Source organism: Streptomyces plumbidurans (assembly GCF_019857225.1).
Lineage (GTDB): Bacteria > Actinomycetota > Actinomycetes > Streptomycetales > Streptomycetaceae > Streptomyces > Streptomyces plumbidurans.
The window spans coordinates 18949-39303 of record NZ_JAFJSY010000021.1; the positions used below are offsets into that span (position 1 = coordinate 18949).

General features: G+C 69.8%; 14 protein-coding genes. 4 read left to right on the forward strand and 10 right to left on the reverse strand.

Annotated elements, in window-relative coordinates; genetic code table 11:
• Positions 1-16: 16 nt before the first annotated feature.
• Together JYK17_RS16390 and JYK17_RS16395 are read right to left on the reverse strand one after the other, a co-directional pair.
• Positions 17-415 (reverse strand): 6-pyruvoyl trahydropterin synthase family protein, encoded by a 399-nt coding sequence (locus JYK17_RS16390; RefSeq protein ID WP_108006134.1) that lies wholly within the window; start codon positions 413-415, stop codon positions 17-19.
• Positions 416-530: 115 nt separating this feature from the next.
• Complete coding sequence (locus JYK17_RS16395; protein ID WP_108006136.1) at positions 531-1511, reverse strand: zinc-dependent alcohol dehydrogenase; 981 nt, start codon at positions 1509-1511, stop codon at positions 531-533.
• Between the two features lie 108 nt (positions 1512-1619).
• Between JYK17_RS16395 and JYK17_RS16400 the strand changes: the two genes are divergently transcribed.
• Entirely contained in the window at positions 1620-2396 is a 777-nt protein-coding gene (locus tag JYK17_RS16400; RefSeq protein WP_108006138.1) for a CDP-alcohol phosphatidyltransferase family protein, read from the forward strand.
• Positions 2397-2417: 21 nt separating this feature from the next.
• Here JYK17_RS16400 and JYK17_RS16405 read toward each other — a convergent pair whose 3' ends face one another.
• Complete coding sequence (locus tag JYK17_RS16405; RefSeq protein ID WP_128801430.1) at positions 2418-2855, reverse strand: GNAT family N-acetyltransferase; 438 nt, start codon at positions 2853-2855, stop codon at positions 2418-2420.
• Between JYK17_RS16405 and JYK17_RS16410 the strand changes: the two genes are divergently transcribed.
• Positions 2854-3042 carry a hypothetical protein gene (locus JYK17_RS16410; RefSeq protein WP_128801431.1) on the forward strand — a complete coding sequence of 63 codons (189 nt, stop codon included), beginning with the start codon at positions 2854-2856 and terminating at the stop codon, positions 3040-3042. The two genes, JYK17_RS16405 and JYK17_RS16410, sit on opposite strands and share 2 nt — an antisense overlap.
• Positions 3043-3064: 22 nt before the next feature.
• On the opposite strand, the gene JYK17_RS16415 is transcribed toward JYK17_RS16410, so the two are convergent.
• The 5 genes from JYK17_RS16415 to brxD all read right to left on the reverse strand — a co-directional run bounded on the left by JYK17_RS16415 (position 3065) and on the right by brxD (position 10397).
• On the reverse strand, positions 3065-4891 hold the full coding sequence (locus JYK17_RS16415; protein WP_234548255.1) for a pectate lyase-like domain-containing protein: 1827 nt from the start codon (positions 4889-4891) through the stop codon (positions 3065-3067).
• A 174-nt stretch (positions 4892-5065) separates the two neighbouring features.
• On the reverse strand, positions 5066-6181 hold the full coding sequence (locus JYK17_RS16420; RefSeq protein ID WP_222810627.1) for an ADP-ribosylglycohydrolase family protein: 1116 nt from the start codon (positions 6179-6181) through the stop codon (positions 5066-5068).
• A gap of 43 nt (positions 6182-6224) precedes the next feature.
• Positions 6225-6617 (reverse strand): EVE domain-containing protein, encoded by a 393-nt coding sequence (locus tag JYK17_RS16425; RefSeq protein WP_234548254.1) that lies wholly within the window; start codon positions 6615-6617, stop codon positions 6225-6227.
• A gap of 229 nt (positions 6618-6846) precedes the next feature.
• On the reverse strand, positions 6847-9045 hold the full coding sequence (locus JYK17_RS16430; RefSeq protein WP_222810628.1) for a DEAD/DEAH box helicase: 2199 nt from the start codon (positions 9043-9045) through the stop codon (positions 6847-6849).
• 2 nt (positions 9046-9047) lie between these two features.
• Positions 9048-10397, reverse strand: a complete 1350-nt coding sequence (gene brxD, locus JYK17_RS16435) for a BREX system ATP-binding protein BrxD (RefSeq protein WP_128801434.1) — start codon at positions 10395-10397, stop codon at positions 9048-9050.
• Between the two features lie 177 nt (positions 10398-10574).
• On the opposite strand from brxD, the gene JYK17_RS16440 reads away from it, so the two are divergent.
• The gene (locus JYK17_RS16440) at positions 10575-12392 is read left to right on the forward strand and encodes a DUF262 domain-containing protein (protein ID WP_128801435.1); all 1818 of its coding nucleotides are present in this window, start codon (positions 10575-10577) and stop codon (positions 12390-12392) included.
• Positions 12389-13441: a CBS domain-containing protein gene (locus JYK17_RS16445; RefSeq protein WP_108006150.1), complete on the forward strand. Its 1053-nt coding sequence runs from the start codon at positions 12389-12391 to the stop codon at positions 13439-13441. The genes JYK17_RS16440 and JYK17_RS16445 overlap by 4 nt, the downstream gene beginning before the upstream one ends.
• Before the next feature lie 55 nt (positions 13442-13496).
• Here JYK17_RS16445 and pglZ read toward each other — a convergent pair whose 3' ends face one another.
• On the reverse strand, positions 13497-16397 hold the full coding sequence (gene pglZ, locus JYK17_RS16450) for a BREX-2 system phosphatase PglZ (protein ID WP_108006152.1): 2901 nt from the start codon (positions 16395-16397) through the stop codon (positions 13497-13499).
• Positions 16394-20281 (reverse strand): BREX-2 system ATPase PglY, encoded by a 3888-nt coding sequence (gene pglY, locus JYK17_RS16455; protein ID WP_222810629.1) that lies wholly within the window; start codon positions 20279-20281, stop codon positions 16394-16396. The genes pglZ and pglY overlap by 4 nt, the downstream gene beginning before the upstream one ends.
• Positions 20282-20355 lie beyond the last annotated feature (74 nt).

Genomic DNA, 20355 nt, shown 5'->3' on the forward strand with positions numbered 1-20355 from the left:
TCCAGGGTCACGTGGGTCACAGGGCACGCTCGTAACTCGCCCAGGCGACGTGCGACTCGTGCAGGGTCACGGAGAGCCCCGCGATGCCCTTGGCGCCCTCGCCCAGGGCGCCCTTCTCGATCCGCTCGGCGAGCCGGTCGGCGATGACCTTCGCGAGGAACTCCGTGGAGGTGTTGATCCCGGCGAAGTCCGGCTCGTCATCGAGGTTCTTGTAGTTCAGCTCGCTGACCACGGCGCCCAGCTCCTGGGTGGCGAGGCCGATGTCGACGACGATGTTGTCGTCGTCCAGCTGCTCGCGCCGGAAGGTGGCGTCCACCAGGAACGTCGCTCCGTGCAGGCGCTGCGCGGGTCCGAAGACCTCGCCGCGGAAGCTGTGGGCGATCATGATGTGATCGCGGACGGTGACACTGAACAACGGACGACCCTCCAGGTGCGGCGCGTCTGGTCCACCGGCTGATCCCTGCCGGGGGATGCCCTTAGTACGGCTCTTCACGTTCCCGCGTTCAGTCCACTCTCACTCTTTTCTCAGGTCAGGCCCTTTCGGTGTACCTCACACGGTGACACAGGGCGGGAATGTCGCCCGAGGCGAGTTTCGGCATGATCTCCGGCAACTCGTCGAACGCGCATTCCCCTGTGATGAGGGCGTCGAGCGCCGGGTCGGCGAGCAGGTCGAGGGCGAGGGCAAGGCGGTCGGCGTAACTGCGGCTCGCGCGGGCCGGGGAGACGGTGCCGACCTGGCTGCCGCGGATGGTCAACCGCCGGGAGTGGAAGGCCTCGCCGAGCGGGAGGCTGACCCTGCGGTCGCCGTACCAGCTCAGTTCCACGACGGTGCCCTCGGCGGCCAGCAGTTCCAGCGCGCGGGAAAGGCCCTGCTCGGTGGCGCTGGCGTGCACCACGAGATCGCGCTCGCCGAGCGCGTCCGCGGGCAGGGCGAAGTCGACGCCGAGGGCCTGTGCGACCTTGGCGCGCCCCGGATCGGCGTCGACGAGTTGCACACGTACCCCCGGGAATCGGGCCAGCAAGGCGGCCACCGAGCAGCCGACCATGCCGCCGCCGACCACGCTGATCCGGTCGCCGATCAGCGGGGCCGCGTCCCACAGGGCGTTCACGGCGGTCTCGACGGTGCCGGCGAGGACGGCCCGTTCGGCGGGCACGGTGTCCGGTACGACGGTGACGGCGGCGGCCGGAACGACGTACCGGGTCTGATGCGGATAGAGACAGAAAACGTTCCGCCCGACCAACTCCTGCGGCCCCTCCTCCACCACCCCCACATTGAGGTAGCCGTACTTCACAGGAGCCGGGAAATCGCCGTCCTGGAAGGGCGCCCGCATGACCGCGTGCTGGCTCTCGGGGACGCCGCCGCGGAAGACGAGGGTCTCCGTGCCACGGCTGATGCCCGAGTAAACGGTCCGCACCAGCACCTCGCCCTCACCGGGTTCCGGCAGGTCGGCGGTCCGTATCTCGCCCAGACCGGGACGACTGAGCCAGAACGCTCGTGCTATGCGGTTCATCGGGCGTCCTCCTGAACGATCGGGAAGCAGTTCACGTACCGAGGTGTGCACAGGCCGCGCACAGTACGCGGCGTTGATCGACTCTGTCATACGGCCGGAGGGTGTGCGGTGGCCCTGAACAACACTTACGACGCAAGGCTGGTCCAGCAGGAGACCGCTGTGGGAGCGGGCGTTCAGATCCTGTTGCTGGCCCTGCTCGGCACGGCGATCGGCATGGGGCCGGCGGGCTGGCTGACCGGCCTCGCCTTCGCCGTGGCCAGCTGGGCGGTGCTCTCCCGGGCGCTGCACCGCTCCCGGCTGCGCTCCTTCGGCCCCGCCAATCGGGTGACTCTCGGCCGGGCCACGCTGGTCGGCGGAGTCACGGCCCTGGTCGCGGACTCCTTCGAGAGCTCACCCCCGGTCACGCTCTTCGTCGGCCTGACGGCGGTCGCCCTGATCCTCGACGGCGTCGACGGCAAGGTGGCCCGAGCCACCGGCACCTCCACCCCCCTCGGCGCCCGCTTCGACATGGAGGTCGACGCGTTCCTCATCCTGGTGCTCAGCGTCTACGTCTCCATGCAGCTGGGCCCCTGGGTCCTCCTCATCGGCGGCATGCGCTACGCCTTCGTGGCCGCCGCCCGCGTCTACCCCTGGCTGAACGCCGAACTCCCCCCGAGCATGGCCCGCAAGACGGTCGCCGCCATGCAGGGCATCTGCCTCCTCCTGGCCGCCTCCGGCTACCTTCCGCACCCCCTGTCCTACGGCGTCGTAGCCCTGTCCCTCACCTCCCTGATCTGGTCCTTCGGCCGGGACATCCTGTGGCTGCGGCGCACGTCGCACGTGCAGGACGGAGAGGTGGAGGAGATGCTGGAACTGGCGGCGGAGCCGCAGAGGGTGGCGTCCTGAGACAGGCGGTTCCGCCGCGGTTCAACCCGTCACGGTCATCCGATACACGGTCGACTCCCGCACCGCGAACCCGAGCCGCTCGTAGAGCCGGTTGGCGGCAGCCCGGTCCGGCCGGGACGTGAGGTCCACCGTCCTGGCCCCGGCCTCCCGCGCGATCCGCAGGGCATCCTCGATCAGCAGCCCGGCAACCCCGTGACCACGCGCCGCCTCGTCGACCACGACGTCCTCGATACGGGCCCGCAGGCCGGACGGGACGGGGAACATGACGAGGGAGAGCGTGCCGACGATCGCCCGCCCGCCACGGGCGACGAGCACGGTGTTCGCATCGCACTCCAGAATCCGCCGCACCGCTTCGACGTCGAGCGGCCTCGCGGTCGAGGACAACTGCGGCAGCAACCGGCCGAGTGCGTCCACGAGTTCCTGGTCCGCCTGCCGCGCGGTCTCAATCCCGATCTTCATGGCGGCGACCTTACTTGTGCAGCAACAGCCCGGCAGCGACCGCGCGTTACGCCGGTGGCCGGGGCTTCTCGAAGTCACCAACACCCGGGGCGAACGCCTCCCCCACATGCCGACCGCCCACACCGCGGAGGCCGACCCGCGCGACGGCGGTCCCGGCAAGACGGTGTGGGCGGAGTGCGCCGTATGAAAGTGACTGTCTGCGGCGCAGGTCAGACCACGCCGACGCCGTTCGAGTACGACTTCATGTTGTAGGTGCCGAAGCCGTTCACCACGGGGTCACCCGTGTTGTTGATGCAGTGCAGGATGCCGCCGCCGCCCGCGCCGTTGAGGCAGACGGTCATCAGTGAGGTGAAGGTGACGCCCGGGGTGTCGGGGATCTCGTAGGCGCGGTCGGTGTAGATGTCGGCGTTGAGGTTGAAGAAGGCGTAGCTGCCCAGGCCCCAGGCATGGTGGTCGGTGACGTGGTCGCCGACCTTGTAGGCGGCGAAGCCGTTGGTGGTGCCGTGTCTCCAGGCCGACTGCGTCGGGACGTCGTACGGGTGCTCGTTCTGGAAGAAGTAGGTGCGGCCGTGATTGCCGTTCCAGAGCACCTCGTAGTTCTGGTGGTGCTCGACGAACAGGCCGTACGTGGTGACCCGGTCGCCGTTGACGAGGAAGCCGACGCCCGCCGGGTTGACCGCCCAGCCGACCGAGCCGTCGAGGCCGTGGTCGGCACGCCAGGCCCAGACGTGGTCGACGATCACGTCGTTGCTGTCGATCTGGATGCTGACGTCCGTGCCGCCGGGAACGGAGCCGCCGATGCGCGGGAAGATGTCGAAGAGCGCGGTGGGGCGGTGCGCGTGGCTCCTGCGGGTGCGGCCGTGGCCGACGCGCAGGAGTACGGGGGAATGGGCGGAGGCGGCCTCGAGGAGCACGCCGGCCACGGTCACGTCGTCGACGTCGGCGACCTCGATGAGCGAGTTGTTCTTGACGGCCTGGAGGGTGGCCAGGCCGAGGCCGAGGACGATGGTGCCCGGCCGCCAGACCTTCAGCGGCTCGGAGAGCGGGTACATGCCCGGCGTGAGCAGGAGGTGCTTGCCGTGCGCGAGCGCCGCGTTGATGCTGGCGGCGGAGTCGCCGGGCTTGGCAACGTGGAACGCGGTCAGCGGGATGCTGTGACCGGCGGTCCGGCCGCCGGACCAGGTGGTGCCGGTGGAGTTGCGGCGCAACGCGGGCACGAAGACCTGGTAGGCCCCGCGGCGGTCGACCGTGAGGAACGGCTTCTCCCGGACGATCGGGGTGCGGTCGACGGTCGTGTAGGGCGGGGTCGGGAAGGATGTGGCGGGTGCGCCCTGCACGCCGACGAAGACCATGTTCCAGTTGGCGCCCTTCCAGCTGCCGATGGTGGCGTTGCGGGTCAGCCACTGCTGCTGCGAACCGGAGTCGATCTGTCCGTCCACCACGCTGTCGACCAGGAAGCCGCCGCTGGACCAGCCGTTGCCGGGCGGGCTCGGCATGAGGATCATGTCGCCCTTGACGTGGACCCGGCGCATGGGCGCGGCCTGGGCGACGGCCCAGCGGTCCAGCCCGTCCGGCGGCACGATGGTCAGGTTCTCGGCGGCCCGCCAGAAGTCCTGCGTGCCGTTGCCGTCGAACCACTGGGCGTCGACGGTCACATGGCCGTTGATGACGACGTCCTCGGGGCTCGCGCCGAGGCCCAGCACGTGCGTGTAGAAGCCGACGTTGATCTCGACGTTGTACGTGCCCGGCTTGAACGCCAGGGCGTACCGCTCGGTGCCGAACTGGTTGGACTCCTGAACGGCGAACACGGCGTCGATCTGCTTCTGGATCGCCGCGTCACCCATCGACGGGTCGAAGACCAGGACGTTCGGCCCCAGACCTGTCGTGCCATGGCCGCCCTTGCCATGATCGTCCGCGCCGACGGAGGCGGAGGCGGAGGACGAGGCGAAGGCGGGTCCTGCGGTGGCGCCTGCCAGCGGCACGGCTGCGACCGCCGCTCCACGAAGTACGGTGCGGCGAGAGGGAATCACGGACACGGCTCTCCCAGAAGATGATGAGCAAATCGGGACCGCGGCTGGTCCCCAACCGCGAGAGAGCGCTCTCAGCCACGGAGTGAATCATCGCCGGTATGCAGCGTCAATAGGTCTGCACCAATAACGGGGCGCCTTGCTTGCCGAGTTGGCACGGGTGAGCGTGCGCGGCCGCAAGCCTCACCATCCGGGATAATGCTCCCACCAATGCGGATCCCACCCCTTCACGTACTCCCCGCCGCTCGGTGAGTCGTCAAGCTCCAGCACCAGGTCCCTAGCCAACGTGTCGAGCACCCAGGCCAGTTCGTGACGGCTGACCAGGGCGACGGGCAGGGCCTCCACGCCGTGTACGGCCCCGAGGAGCGCACCGGCCACGCAGGCGACCGACTCCCCGTCCGGCGCCTTCGCCGCGAAGTCCAGTGCAGTGGGCAGGGCCGCGCGGTCGGGGAAGGAGGCGGCGACGTAGAGGGCGCCGAGTAGTGCCGAGGGTGCCGTGGGGTCGGGTGCGAGCTGCGCCAGGCGTGAGGGGTCCGCCGGCTCGTTTACGGCGTGCCGGAACGCCTCGGCGAGGCGGCTGTGTTCCTCGTCGGTGGCGACGAGACTCCTGCGCTCGTCTCGGGGCGCGAGGGCCGCGACGCCCGCCTGCAGCGCGTCCCGTACGACGGAACGACCGGACTCGACGTCGTCGGCGGCGGCGGCCGTCAGACAGTAGTGGGCCAGTACGGCCGCGTGGACAGTGGCGCTCCGCCCGGCCGGGTCAGCGTGGGTCAGCGCGGCGACTGCGTCGGCCTGGGTGATCCCTTGCAGGCCGGTGACCGCGATCGGCAGCCCTCGGGTCAGGGCGTGATGGCCCCTGCTCGCGGTGGCCATCCGCTCCTCCCCCGCGTCGATCCGGGACAAGGCCGCCACCGTCGCGGGTGCACTGCCGCGGCGCTCGCCCAGAGCGGGCACGCGGGCGAGCCAGCCGTCGGGCCAGGAGTGGGTGTGGGACCCCCATCGGCTACGCATCTTGTCGGTCTCGATGCCCTGCAGGAACGCCCACCGGCAGTAGGCGTGCAGAACGACCCCGGGCGCGTAGCAGATGCCTTTGTGATTGCCGCGCACCTGCGCGCGAATGATGCCTTCGGCGGTGAAGCAGGCGAGCTGCGTGCTGACACCGGCCCGTAGCGGCCCCGCGGCGGGCAGGGCGCCGCGCGCGGCTCCGACGGAGTCCCCAAGGGCGAGCCCGAGCATCATTCCGCGCACGCGGGATTGCCTGCTGATCAGTTCCCTCTGGTGATCTTTTGTGTCGGGCACGCCGGCAGCCTAGCGAGCACGCGCCGCGCCGCCGCCGTCGCCCTCAGAATCCGGCCCGCTCCAGCAGCACGGGCAGTGCGTGCGGTTTCACCATCTGCACGGACCGGACCTGGCCGAGGTTGAGTTCCTCACGTCCCACCGGGTCGCGGTACAGGGTCTTCGTCGCCTCGGGCAGCAGATTCACGGCCACCAGGTAGGAGACGTCCGGATCGACCCGCGGCTCGTCGTCGACCTCACCTACGGCGGCGACCGCGGCATCCGGGCTGGTGAAGTAGAACCAGATGCGGTCGCCGCGGTTCATACGATTGCGCCTGCTGAGCCAGAACTCCGCCTCCGGATCCTCCAGCGCCAGCCGGAGAATCTTCTCCTTGTCGCACGGCTCCTCGTCGATGACGTCCCGGTGCGGGTTGAGGATGTAGATCCAATCCGCCGCCACGGTTCCCCCTGCGGTCAGTCGCTCAGCCCGCGCACGGAAGCCGGGAGTTGTCGGGCGAGCATCGGTCCAGTCGGAGGTGCAATCGTACCCGTCGGCCCCCGCCTGCACACGGCCTCTACAGTACTTCGTCGTCAGCATCAACTCGCCCTCGTCGTACGGCCGTTGTCAGAACGCGTACCGATACCCAGTCCCCTACCTGTACCTGTACATGTACGTGACGCATAGGCATTCAGTTAGCTTGCTGAAAGCGGACGGATTCGCCCAGCACCGCGCGGGCACTCTCGAAGTCGGCCAGGCGGGCCGCCACCGTGGCCACGGCCAGGCGTTCCGGAAGGGCGGCGGAGAACTTCAGGCCGCGTACAGCGCGATGGTCCACGTCGGGCAGGACCAGGTTCTCGCCGACGCCCTCACGGGCCGCACGCCAGTCGGACAAAGTGAGGTCTTCGCGCAGACGCAGCCAACTGTCGGTGGGCCGTTGGAGCGGATCGGTGACCGACCGCAGTGTGGCGGCCAGTGTGGCATTGGCGCGGTAACCGGCCCACGTCCACCAGCGCACATCCCTGCCGGTGCGCGTCACCAACGTGCCGCCCGGGTGCACGGTGTCGGGTGCATCCGACTCACGTTGTTCGGCCAGGCACGTCACCGCACGCCGGGTGAGTGAGACCGGCGGATCCTCGCCCAGCAGCACCTCGCGCATGGCCCGCGTCAGGGCGAACGAGAGTCCTGCGATGCCGCCGTTCATCCACTTGGCGATCCCCCCACCGTCGGCGGGCTCGACGAAGACGCGTTTGCGCAGCCAGTCGATGTAGGTGACCTGCCAGCTGCGTCCGCCGAGCAGCAGCCGTCTGGGGCCCGGGCGTTCCTCGGTGAGCACGCTCGGGTCGGTGCGGCCGATCTCCGTGCGTCCGGACAGGACGGTGAACTGCGGTGGCGCGGTGAAGGACGCGGTCAGTTCGATGAAGTGCCGCTTGCCGAAGCGGCGTTCCGCCTCGGGTCCGACGAACAGCATTCCGCCGTCGGTGTCGAGGTATCCCTCCTCGGTCAGGAAGCGGAGGATCGGGGCAGCGGATCGGTCGAAGGGTGCGAGGCCGTTCCACTGCCGGTCCCACAACTGGTCGCCGAGTCTGTGCTGTTGAAGTGTGACGGCGAGCAGTTGCTGGGCGACCAGGTGACGTGGCTCGGGCGGGGGAACGACCGGTTCGACCCAGCCGCGCGACCACAGCAGCAGAAGGGCCGTTGCCTGCAGCAGGGTGTCCTTGTGCGTGGTGAGGAACAGACAGTTGCGTACGGTCCCGCAACGGCGGCCGGTGCGGCCGATGCGCTGCAGGAACGACGCCACCGACGCCGGTGAGTCGATCTGGATGACACGGTCCAGGTCGCCCACGTCGATGCCGAGTTCCAGCGTGGATGTGGAGACGATGACGCAGTCGCGGGCCTCGGCGAAGGCTTGCTCTGAGCGGACGCGTTCGTCGACCGAGAGGGAGGCGTGTGACAGGAAGACGGTCACCTCGCGTTCACGGAGTGCGGCGCCGAGTTCCTCGACCTGGCGACGCGAGTCGCAGAAGACGAGGCGTTTCTCCCCACGGTGCAGGGCCGCGATGAGTTTGGCGGCGTTGTCCAGGGAGCCCACGTAGTCAAGTTCAACTTCCCCCGCGGGCCTGGGAGGTGAGGCGGCCACGGCCTTGTCGGCGTGCCGGGATTCGCCAGGGACGAGCGGCAACTGCACCCCCGGGGCGACGACCTGCCCGATACGGCTCTCGGCGCCCGCGCCCTGCAGCCAACGCAGGAGTTGGGCGGGGTTGCCTACCGTCGCCGAGAGGCCGATCCGCTGGATCGGTCTGCCGGTGACCCGTTCCAGCCGTTCGAGCACGGCGAGCAGATGCCATCCGCGGTCGTCGCCGGCGAAGGCGTGCACCTCGTCGGCCACCACGGCCCTTACGCTTCCCAGCAGGTGTGCGTGATCGGTCTTGACGCCGATCAGCATGGCTTCGAGCGACTCGGGTGTGGTCAGCAGGATGTCCGGCGACTCGGAACGGATGCGCTGCCGCTGGGACTCCTTGGTGTCGCCGTGCCAGAGCGCCGCACGCCGCCCGAGCCACTGGGCGTAGGAATCGACGCGCGTGATGAGGTTGTTGAGGAGTGCCTTGAGCGGGCACAGGTACAGAACCGATGTGCCGGTCCACTTCTGCTCGGTCATCGCCGAGAGCAGGGGAAAGCAGGCGGCCTCGGTCTTCCCGCCTGCCGTGGGCGCCAGCAGCACCGCGTCCTGACCGTCCATGAGCGGATCGATGGCCGCCCGTTGAAGGGGGCGCAGGTCGGCCCAGCCGAGGGTGTTGACGATGTGGTGCAGGACTACGGGGTCGAGCCGGTCGAGGACATCGACCGGTTCGCCGCCCGTGCCCTTCCCCTCGGGGGTCCCGGCATCCACCGTCACAGCTCCACGTCGATGTCGTCGGCCGCCGCGGGGCCGCCGGAAACCGAGGCGGCGAGGTTGCGTTCCACGTCAGTGAGTTCACTGCTCGCGACCGTCAACCGGTAGTGCTGCCTGGGGTCGAAGTCGTCGAACTGGTCCACCCGGTCCAGCACATCGCCGACGAGCTTCTTCAGGAACAGGCGGGGAGCAACCCCCACCTTTCCGCCCAGTGCCCCGCCGACCGCCCGGGCGAGGTCCGCGACGTAGGTGTCGTCGACGACTGTCCGCACACGTTCGGGTGAAGTTGCGGACTGCGCGTACAGGTCCCTGATGGTGGCGCCGAGGCCGACCAGCGACTCCTGGTCGAAGCCGGGCAGCCTGATCTGCACGGCGCGGGGGTTGTCGAAGCGCGGGTCGGTGGTGAAGTCGGTGGCGAGGCGCTGAGCGAGCGGGGCGAGGCGCTGTACGCCCTGCTGACCGTCGTAGAAGGCAGGTGTGCCCGTGATGACGAGGTACAGGCCGGGGAACCTGCCGGAGTGCACCTCGTCGATGAGTTGCCGGAGCGCGTTGAGCGCCTTGTCCCTGGCGTCCGACCGGACCCTCTGGAGGGTTTCGACCTCGTCGAGGACGACGAACAGTCCGGTGTGTCCGGAGTCCCGGAGCACGGTGAGGAGCCCCTGCAGGAAGCCGAGGGCGCCGAAGTGGTCGAGGTCGCCGCGTACCCCGGCGGACCTGCGGGCGGCGGCCGCGACATGCGGCTGGCCGCCGAGCCAGGCCAGGACGGCCGCAGCGGTGGCCTCGTCGCCGTCCGCCAGGGCGGCCCGGTAGCCGCGCAGCGCGGTGGCGAAGGACGGGGCGTGCCGGGACACCTCCGCGAGCCGCGCGACGAGCAACTTCTCCACCTGTGCAGGCAGTTCGACCTCGGTCGCGCCGTCCGCGAGGGCGTCCTCCTCGAGTGCGTAGAACCAGGCGTCCACGACGGGCCGCAGGGCACTGGGCGGGAAGCTGGTGGTGGCGAGGCGCTCGGTGAGACGCCGGTAGACCGTTTCCAGTCTGTGCAGCGGGGTCTCGTTCTCCGAGATCTGGATCTCGGCCACGGCAAAGTTGCGGCGCTTGGCCCGCTCTCCCAGCCAGCGCGTGAAGAAGGTCTTGCCGGACCCGTACTCGCCCCGGACGGCTTTGAACACGGATGCGCCGGATGCGACGGCGTCGAGTTCCGCGTCGAGGGCCGCTTCGAACCGGTCGAGTCCGGTGGCCAGCAGATCGAGCCCGCTCTCGGGCACGGCACCGCGCCGCAGCGCGTCGATGACGGTACGGCGGCGGGCGGCGCTCACCTGCACGGGGCGCTGTGATCCGGTGGTGCTCACGGGACCAGTCTTCCATTTCCTCGGGCATATCCGTGCCGGGAGACCGAGAGCGGAACGGGAGTGCGCCAGCGCTTGTCGCCGGCGGTGCCGCCCACTTCGTTGAATCGGTTGACGGTCACCCTCAGCCGCTGCTGAAATCACTCTCCGTACAACTATCGGCGCGGGGAGTGGTGTCACATGGCGGCCCTCGACAACGTGAAACTCAAGGACGTTCTGGCGGATGTCGCCTCGGGCTCCTTACAGTTGCCCGACTTCCAGCGGAACTGGAAGTGGGACGACGACCGGATCCGGGCGATCATCGCGACGGTCACCCTGGACTATCCACTTGGTGTCGTGATGACGCTGCAGACCGGCGGCGCCACCCGGTTCCGCTCGCGGACCCTGACCGGCGCGCGGCCGGAAAGCGACCCGGAGGCCGACCTTCTGCTGCTGGACGGGCAGCAGCGCCTGACCTCGCTGTTCCAGTCCTTGTGGCTGGACGCACCGGTGGAGACGGCGGACGCCCGGGGCAAGGCCATCCAGCGCTGGTACTACGTCGATATCGCGAAGGCCGTGGGACCGTCCGCGGACCGCGACGAGGCGGTCGTCTCCGTTCCGGCCGACAAAGTGCTCCGGACGGACTTCAACCGCACCGTGGTGCTGGATCTGAGCACGACCGAGGCCGAGTGCGCGGCCGGCCTCTTCCCTCTGCACTTCGTCTTCGACGCCCAGCGCGTGAACGATTGGAAGAGGGCGTACATCAAGGCGGACGAGGACCGCAACTGGGACCTGTGGGGCCAGTTCGACGAGGCGGTCCTTCAGCAGGTCCGCGCCTTTCAGGTCCCGATGATCCGGCTGGCCGCCTCCACCTCCATGGACGCTGTCTGCGCGGTGTTCGAGCGGGTCAACACGGGCGGTGTGCCCCTCAACGTCTTCGAACTGCTCACGGCGACCTACGCCGGGGACCGCGACTACGTCGAACGCACCGGGGACTATTACCAGTTGCCCGAGGTGTGGCGGGAGATCAAGCAGGCGCTGGCGAGCAAGTATCCCGTCTTCGGCCGTCTGGACAGCGGTCTCGAGAACGGGCTGAGCAGCATCGACTTCCTGCAGGCGATCGCGCTGGTACGCACCTGGGAGCGCAAGCAGAAGGGCATCGGAACTACGGTGTCCTGCAAGCGCCGCGACCTTCTCGAACTCCCCCTGGCCGATTTCGTGCGCCTTGCGCCCAAGCTCGCCGATGCCTTCGCCTGGGTGGGGGACTTCCTGGAGCGTCAGTGCATCGTCCGGCCGGCCGATCTGCCGTACAAGACCCAGCTCGTCCCGCTCGCCGCCGTCCGCGCCATCCTCGACACGGGGACGGACGGTCTGGGCGCGGAGGAGAGGATCGAGCAGTGGTACTGGTGCGGGGTCCTCGGGGAGATGTACGGCGGCTCCACGGAGACGCGCTTCACCAAGGACGTGGAGCAGCTCGTCCCCTGGATCGCGCAGGATGACAGGGCGCCTGAGACGGTGACCGAGGCGTTCTTCTTCGCCGACCGCCTCGACACTCTCACCACCCGCAACAGTGCGGCCTACAAAGGCATTTACGCCCTGTTGATCAAGCAGGGGGCCGTCGACTGGCACCACACGGGCGCGCCCCTCAACCCCGGTCGGCTCGACGAGTATGGCGTGGACATCCGGCAGATCTTCCCCAAGACATGGTTCCGGCGGGGGAACAGCGGCGGGCTGCCCACGAGTTCGATCGTGAACAAGACCCCCCTGTCCTACCGTGCTGCGATGGACATGACAGGGGCGCCGTCGTCGTACCTGTCCACGATGATCGCGGCGTCCGACATGCGTCCCGAGTGGTTCGACGACGTCCTGACCACGCATTTGATCGACCCTGACGCGCTGCGTGAGAACGACTACGAGCGCTTCTACCACGACCGTTCCAAGCAGTTGCAGGACCTGGTGCACTCGGCCATGGGCAAGCGGACGATGCTCCGCGATCTGCCGGAGGGCGACGCGCGATGACCACCAGGCCACACGAGCGGGACGTGACATCGCTCAAGGGCAGGACCGTGTCGGTGCAGGAGATCCTCGACCTTTTCCAGGTCAGGGTCCGCGACCATCGCACGGTGCACCAGATCTCGCAGGCACTGACGGATGCCGGGCTGACCACGCTGCCGGACTTCGCTGTCTGCGGTCTGCGCAGCACTGTCGACGTCGTGCCGCTGACGGCCGTTCCCGCACAGCGCACGCCCGCCGAACCGGAGGGTGAGGCCGACGAGGCGGACGAGGCGCTGCCTTCGCACGCCCTGCCGCAGCGTCTGCTGCTCGGCGACATGCCGTCGGCCCGGCGCGGACTGGTGTCCGTGGGCCCCGGCACACCCCTGTCCCAGACGACCTTCCTCATGCGCACGAAGGGCCTCTCCCAGGTGCCGGTGACCACCGGCATGGCGCAGGTTCACGGGGTCGTCACCTGGGGGTCGGTGGCCAAGATGTACGAGGCGGGCAAGCAGGCCACGCTCGACAACGCGATGGAGAAGGACTCGCTGCCGGTCCACGACGCCCGCCAGGAGTTCTTCGCCGCCCTCCCGGTCATCCGCGAACACGGCTACCTGCTCGTCCGCGGTGACGACGGCTGTCTTTCGGGCATCATCACTGCCGCGGACGTCACGGAACGCTTCGAGGGGGCGGCGCGCCCATTCTTCATCGTGGGCGAGATCGAGTCCCTGCTGCGCCGCTGCCTAGGCGCGGCCCTGGACACGGAGACCGTCAAAGCCGTCCAGACGAACAAGAAGCCGGAACACCGCAGCGGCCAGGTGTCCGACCTGATGTTCGGCGACTATCTGAGGCTCCTGGACGGCGACCAGACGAAGACCTCGCTGGCCGAACGCGCCGACGCCAACTGGCAAGCGCTGAAGTGGCCCAACATGCCCCGGGAGCAGTTCATCGGGCGGTTGAAGCGAGTGAAGGACATCCGCAACCGGATCGCCCACTTCGACGAGAAGCCGCTCCCGCAGGAACTGCTCGACGAGCTGACGACCTTCGCGACTGTGCTGCGGGCGTTCGTGGTCTGAGGCCCGCGGCGTCCGGGGTGCCTCCGGCGTTCACCTGGAGGCACCCCGGACACCGTCAACCCGTTCGAAGGGCGAACTGCTCGCGCAGCAAAGCCTCGTGGAGCCGCAGGGTGCGCCCGTCCGGCAGCGTCTCCAGCACCTGTACGCCGTCGAAGTTGAGGAGTTGCCGCAGGACCGCCGCGAAGCCGTCGCCGCGCGCGGTGGGCATGCCCGCACGCTGGGCCAGCGCGGTCGCCGGCAGGGTGCCGCCCGCGTCGAGCAGAGCGCTGATGGCCTTGTGGACCTGCTCCTGCTGTGGCTTGCGGGCCAGGCCCTCGAGCTGTGCTTGGTATGTGTCCGATGCGAGCAGCGCCGTCACGAGCGCCTCGGTCCGCGAAACGACGGTGGGTGCGACAAGAGCGTCGTCTCCCTGGGGTGTCGGAGGTACGTCGAAGAGCGCCTCGGGAAGCGTCCCTGGACCAGGTTGCTTCTTCCGTGACTTGGCGGGCCCCTTCCTCGTGGCTGCGTCGGCCGTCTGCCCCACACGTTCGACCGGAACCGGCCTGCCCGTCTCGTCGGGAGCCCACCAGACCGGCTGCTGGTCTCCCAACTCCCGCCAGTCCTTCGGGGGTTCTGCCCCGAACGGCAGGAAGGCAAGCACCGGAATCGTGAACTCGGCGAGGGAAGCCCCGCCGTGGTAACCGGCCTTGAGCGCGGTGTAGCGGGAGTCGGCATCCCAGAGCGCAACGATGGAGGCGCCGGGTTCGGGCCACACCACGCGCGGCCCGGAAAGGGCGATCTCCCGTTCGCCGAGCGGGCCGCCGCCGGGAAGGCGGTGGCGCGCCGACGCGGGCTCGGTGGCGGCGTCGGCCTTTGTGCCGTGACGGTCGACGACGTGACCGTGGTCGCTGGTGACGATGACGGCCATCCCCTGGGCCGCGGCCACCCGGAGCAGGTCGCGCAGGCCGGGTACGTCGTCGACCCGCCACGCTCCGTCGCCGAGCTTCTGTTCCTTGGCGAGGCGGTCGTCGATGGCGTTGAGGACGACGGCGACATGGGTTGTGCCGTCGGCGAGTGCTTCTGTGAGGGCCGGGCCGAAGGTGTCGCCCGCCGTCTCGGTGCGCAGATCGTCCTTGTGGAACACGGCGGCCGAGGCCCCGCCCCACACCTTCAGGGCGGGAAAGAGCCGCTTCTCGTCGGCCTGGGTGCCCTTCATCAAGGTGCCCGCGAACAGCGAGGTACGGGACACGGCCGTCACGGTGGGCAGGGCCGCGGCCATCGCCCTGCGGACGGGACCGCCCTCCGGCAAGGGGTCGAACTCCGCCCAGGAACGGCGCAGTTCCTCGCCGAGTTCGTTCGCTATGGCCGCGCTCATTCCGTCCAGCACGAGCAGCAGTACCCGCCGCTCCTCCGCACGCCGCACCATCGGTCCGACCACGCGGCTGAGGAAGGTCTCGACGGTGAGCATGGCGCCGGGCTGGGTGCCGGCTTCCGTCCATGCGGCGAGTGCGCGTCCGAAGGATGCGTCGATGTGCCGCCGCCGCTCCCTGACGCGTGTGCCGAGGGTGTCGTAGGCGGCCTTGAGGACGGGGTCCGGGTCGCCGCCGGCCTCGATGTGCTCCAGGGCGAGATCGACCCAGCCGGTCTCGGTGACATGCCGCTGGATGGCGTCGGCCACAGTGGCGGCCTCGGTGGGCGGCTCGGTGGCCAGCCAGCGGGCGAGACGCTGCCCCATGCGCGCGCGTTCGATGCGGGCCGACTCCTCCGGATCGCCGGCGAGCCGGTGGTCCGCCAGGCGTCGTACGGCGTCGGCGACCGCGGGCGTGGCACCCGCCGCGAGTGCCTGCCCGACGGCGGTGAACCGGGCCTCCAGACCGCCGCGCAGGACAGGGCTCGCGGCGGCGGCTGCCTGCGCGCCGAACTGGCGGGCCAGCACGGCCGCCCGGTCGAGCACGATGCCCGTGGTGCGGCGTGCCTCGCGGGCCTGGTCGGCATCGGCGCCGCTGGTGCGGTGTCCGGCTGTCAGCAGCATGGTCACGTACTCCTCGGCCAAGCGGCCGAAGACGACCACCAGGGCGTCGAGTTGTTCGCCGGCGGCAGGGGGCTGGTCGCCGAAGTAGCGTTCGGCTCGGCCTCGCGCCTGATACGTCTCGGGGGCGGGCTCGGCGTGCTGCCAGAGCGCCGCGCATACGAGGCCGAAGGCGGCGGCGTCCGCGCCGCGCTCGGCGTCGACGAGAGCGAGCACGGCACGTCCGGCGAGACCGGCCTGATCCTCCTCGGCGAGGAAGGCGGACAGTCCGGCACGCTCGGGGCCACGCAGCCCCGACAGACGCTCGGGCGCGCCCGGCCGGGTCGACCAGTGCAGCAGGGTCTGCGCGTCGAGCCGGTCGTCGCCGGGGCGCTGTGTGCCGCCCTCGGTGTCGTAGCGGCCCAGGCGCAGGCGGCGCTGGGCGAGCGCCGTGAGCGCGTACTGCCGGGAGAGCCAGCCGCCGGGCACGGGCGGCCAGCCGCCAGGCGGGGTGGCGTCGAGCAGTGCTTCGGCGGCCCAGTTGACGTCCTTGAGGCGCGGGTCGATCTGCCGGGCGCCGAAGGCCTCCCGCACGACGTCCCAGCCGTCGACCATGTCGATGCGCAGCTTGTGGACGCGGGCGAGGATCGCCGGGTCGAGTTCGTTCTGTTCGCGGTCGGTCAGGACGACCAGGACGGCGGGGCCGGGTCGTCGGCCTGCCAGGTGGTCGAGGACGAGTTCGTGGACGGCGAGGGGTGAGGGGGCCACCGCGATGCCGGCCGTGCGGCCCTCGCCCCACGCGGGTTCGGCGGGCCCGTCCCACTGGGGCGTGGACCGCAGCAGTACGACGCGGCGCCTGCCCTCCCCCGCCAGGGAGGCGGCGAGGGAGGTCTGCGAGGACAGGTACTGGGTGACGGTCGCGGTGTTCAGCCGGACGGCGCCGGGAGCGGCTGCGACGGTGTCCGTCATTCGACGACCTTCCAGGTGATCTCGATGGTCGCGTCGGGATGGCGGGCGGCGAGTTCGGACAGTTCCGTCTGCAGGTCGGCGGCGGCGCGTGCCACGGTCGTACGGCGCCCGCCGGACGTCCGCCCGCTACCGCTGCCCGGGGGGACCGCTTCGGGAGTCTCCTGCGGCACGTAGGGGATGCGCGGGTCGCTGGTCGCCGTGTTCAGGGACAGGTCGTCGGCCGTGGGCCGGGGCGCGACGGGAGGGGGCGGGGTGGCGGCGGACTGGCTGCGCCTCACCAGGGCAACGACCTCGCGCTGGGTGCGGGTCAGCGCGTCACGGAGGTCCGCGGTGCGCTGGTCGTCGCGGGCCACGTTGCGCAGCGAGTCGAGCAGTGCCTCGCCCTCGGGGCCGAGTCCGGAGGCCAGTTCAAGGGTGCTCCAGGGTGCGGAGGCGACGGCCTCCGCGACGCTGCGGGCCTGCTTGATGGAGGTGCCGTACCGGTCGGCGCTGGTCTCGCCCAGGTCGAAGGAGGCCAGGGCCTCCACCGTCTTCTTCGCCCCGGCCGCACCCTTGCCGGCCTCCGCCGTGAGGGCGTCCAGCAGTTGCAGGGAACGGCGGGCGAGGGCGAGCCGGCCCGTGTCGGCGGTCTGGTCGAGGCCGAGGAAGGTGGCGTGGGTCTCCAACTGGTGCACCAGGTCCGCCGCGTGGTCCCGAAGGGTGCGCGCTGACTCGATGATCTGGCGGGCGAACTGGTTGACCATCCGGCCCCGCCGCAGAGCGGGCGCCTTCTGCCCGAAGATCGTCTCGAAGCGCCCGCGCGCAACGTCCCAGTCGGACTCGGCGGGCAGCGGCTGGCTGCGCAGCGCGTCATGGTCCTTGATGGCGGACAGTTCGGGTGCGGGGTCCAGTACCGTGCCGCCGCGCACCCACACCCGGTCGTCCATCTCGGCGAAGGCGGCGACGACGAGCCGGGCGATGAAGTCGGGCAGGCCGCGCGGTTGGGGCTTGTCCGTCCAGTCGGTCAGGGTGATCAGGGAGAGGTCGCCGGTGACGCCCTGAGCGCTGGCGAGCCGGCGGAAGTGGTCGGCCCAGTAACGGGACAGCTCGAAGTACGCCTCCTTCTGCTGCCCGAGGCGCAGGGGTCCCGCGATCCGCTGCATGAGCTTGCGGTCGGCGGCCGGGACCTCGACCCGCCCGTCGCGTGCCTCGGCCGCGGCCCGGACGTGCGTGAACACCCTTTTCGTGTCGGCGGACTTGACGGGGATGCCGGTGCCGTCGGGATCGAGGTCGGGATGTGCGGGGTACTGGTGGGCGAGCAGCTTGCCCGCGACATGCCGGATGCAGTCGTGCAGGCTCTGTCCGAAGGACAGGGTGAGACCGTCGACATCCGGGAGGGCGACGAGGTGGTCGTCGAAGTCAGGGGGCACGACATCGGCGACATGCTTCTGCGCGAGACCGTACGCCTGCTTGAAGAGACCCTTGACCTGCTTGAGCAGCGCCTCGCGCTGGGTTTCGAGGAGGCCCTTGGCGCGGCTGCGGTTGTCGGCGTTGAGGTGGCCGGCGTACTGGGTGTCGAAGCGGTGCTCATCGGCGAGCGCCTTGTCGATGACGACGAGGCGGCGGAAGTCCTGGAAGCGCTGTGCGGACAGATGCGCGGGCAGCCAGGCGACGGTACGGGACCGTTCGCCCTGCTGGCGCTCACGCAGACGCTGCATCCGGTTGGCGTCCTCGCGGGGCCCGTACTCGCCCTCGTCGAAGGGAAGGTCTATGGCGATGCGCCAGTGGCCCTCCTGCTGCGGCATGAGGTCGTGGTCGGGCAGCTCGTCCTCGTCGGCGACGTTGCCGAAGACGATCTCCGCGCTGCGGGCGGTGCCGCGCCAGGTGAAGCCGAGCTGGTCGCTCAACTGGCCGTGTTCGACGCCCAGTTCCTCCGACAGCAGGCGGCGGGCGAGCGCTGCTCGGTTGCCGGGATTGTCGTTGACCTGGGCGTTGGCGATGACGGAGTCCACGTCGACGCCGGAGAGTTCGAGCCGTACACCCGGGTTGGCGTCGGTGCCGGTCTCCTTGATCTCGGGGAACCTGGCCGCCCACTCGGCGACCTTGTTCTTGATGATGCCGACCTCGGCGCCGGGGATCGGCGCGAGGACCGAGCCGTGGTTGAGCGCGCCGAGCCTTCGGATGGTCAGCTCGGCCAGGGCGGGCACGCTGGGCGCGAGCGCGGACAGCAGCAGGGTGCACACGAGCCGGTTGTCGCCGACGAACATGCGGCAGCGGTTGGCCCGCTGCGGATCGGTGAGGGACTCGGGCCGGTTGAGGTACTGCTCGATGTCGTCCTCGGTGACGTCGTGCGAACTGAGCAGGTAAGGCCGGAGCTTGGTCTTGTAGAGCTTGTCGGCGGCTTCGAAGACGACTTTCAGGCTGTCGGTGAACGGCTTGTCGCCGCCCTCCGCGATCACCGGGTAGAGGTCGCCGACCGGGATGAGCTGGCCGAGCCGTAGCTCGCCCCGGTGGTCGGCGAGGAGCTGGCCCATCAGCTTCAGGCCGGTACGGGAGCGCTGCAGCGCGGACGAGATGTGGACGAGGGTGTCCATGAACGCCGGTGAGAACGGGTACGTCAGCCGGAACGACTCCGCGTCCGCGCCGGTCGTGCCTTTCTCGGAGCCGAGCAGGGTGTCCCACACCTGGGTGCCGACCCGCTTGGTCTGCTCGAAGGCCGCGTCGACGAGCCGTTCCGCCTCGGCGTCCTTGGCCTTGAGGAGGCGGGCATGGGCGATCTGCGGGAGGTTGCGGTCCTCCAGGGTGATCTTGTCGAACCGGCCGGAGGCGAGGTTCAGGGTGTCCTGAATGGAGGACTCGGCGGCGCCGGAGACCTCCTCGCCGACGAGTTCGCGCAGATCGCGCTGGCGCGCGATGAACGACACGATGGGGATGGCGCGGCGGGCGTCGCCACCCTCGACGAAGTTCGTGATCTTGCTGGCCTCGCGGGCCACGAACTTCTGGTCGTGGATGAGGGTGGCAAGCCAGAGGATCAACTCGTCCATGAAGAGGATCAGCCCGTCGTAGCCGAGCGACTTGGCGTGCTCGGCGATGACCGACAGCCCGGCGTCCAGGGAGATGAAACCGTGCTCGTCCTCGGCGGCGTTCTTGGCGAAGCCGGGGAGGAGGGTGGTGCTGGCGTCGTTGACCAGCTTGGCGCGCAGTTCGGCCGGGGTGGAGGGGTTGCGGAGGTCGAGTGGGGTGCCGGCCTCGTGGTTCTCCTCGGCGGCGAGCGCGGTGTCGAGGAGCTGCGGGGTCCAGGCGAAGCCCTCGCCCCACTCGTCCTCTTCTCCGTCGTCCGCGTCGCTGCCGCCGAGCCCGCGGATGACGGCGTCGTCGCCCATGCCGGCGCGCATGGCGCGAATGTCGGCGAAGAGCGAGTCGGTCCGGTAGACCTGCGGGGTCGGGGCGTCCGGGCGCAGCTTCTTGACGTGGGTGACGTACCCGCCGAGCACGCGCTGCTCCAGGGCCTTGGCGCCGAGCATGTGGTACGGGACGAGCAGGAACTTCTTGCCGTCCGTGGTCAGCCACTCGTGCCTGGTCAGCACCGGGTCGAACTCGGTGCGCGCGCGGGCGGCGGGGTGGCCGCTGAGCAACGCGTACAGCACGGCCATGAAGTGCGACTTACCGGAACCGAACGAGCCGTGGAGATAAGCCGCCTTGGAGCGGTGCCCGTCGAGCGCGGACTTGATGAGGGCCAGCGCCTCGTCGAAGTTCTCCAGCAGCCGCTCGGTGACGACGTAGTCCTTGAGCGCGTGTTCGGCGCCCTCGGGCGTCGTCGCCTCGGCGAGCGACAGCACGAAGTCCGAGGTGGAGATGGACTCCTTGATGTCGATGACATCGCGGAGGAGGGGCGGCTGCGCCATGTCGTGTCACGCTCTCCATCCGGCGGCGTCCGCCGCCTGTTGTACTCGATCAGGCGGAATACCAGTCTTCGACT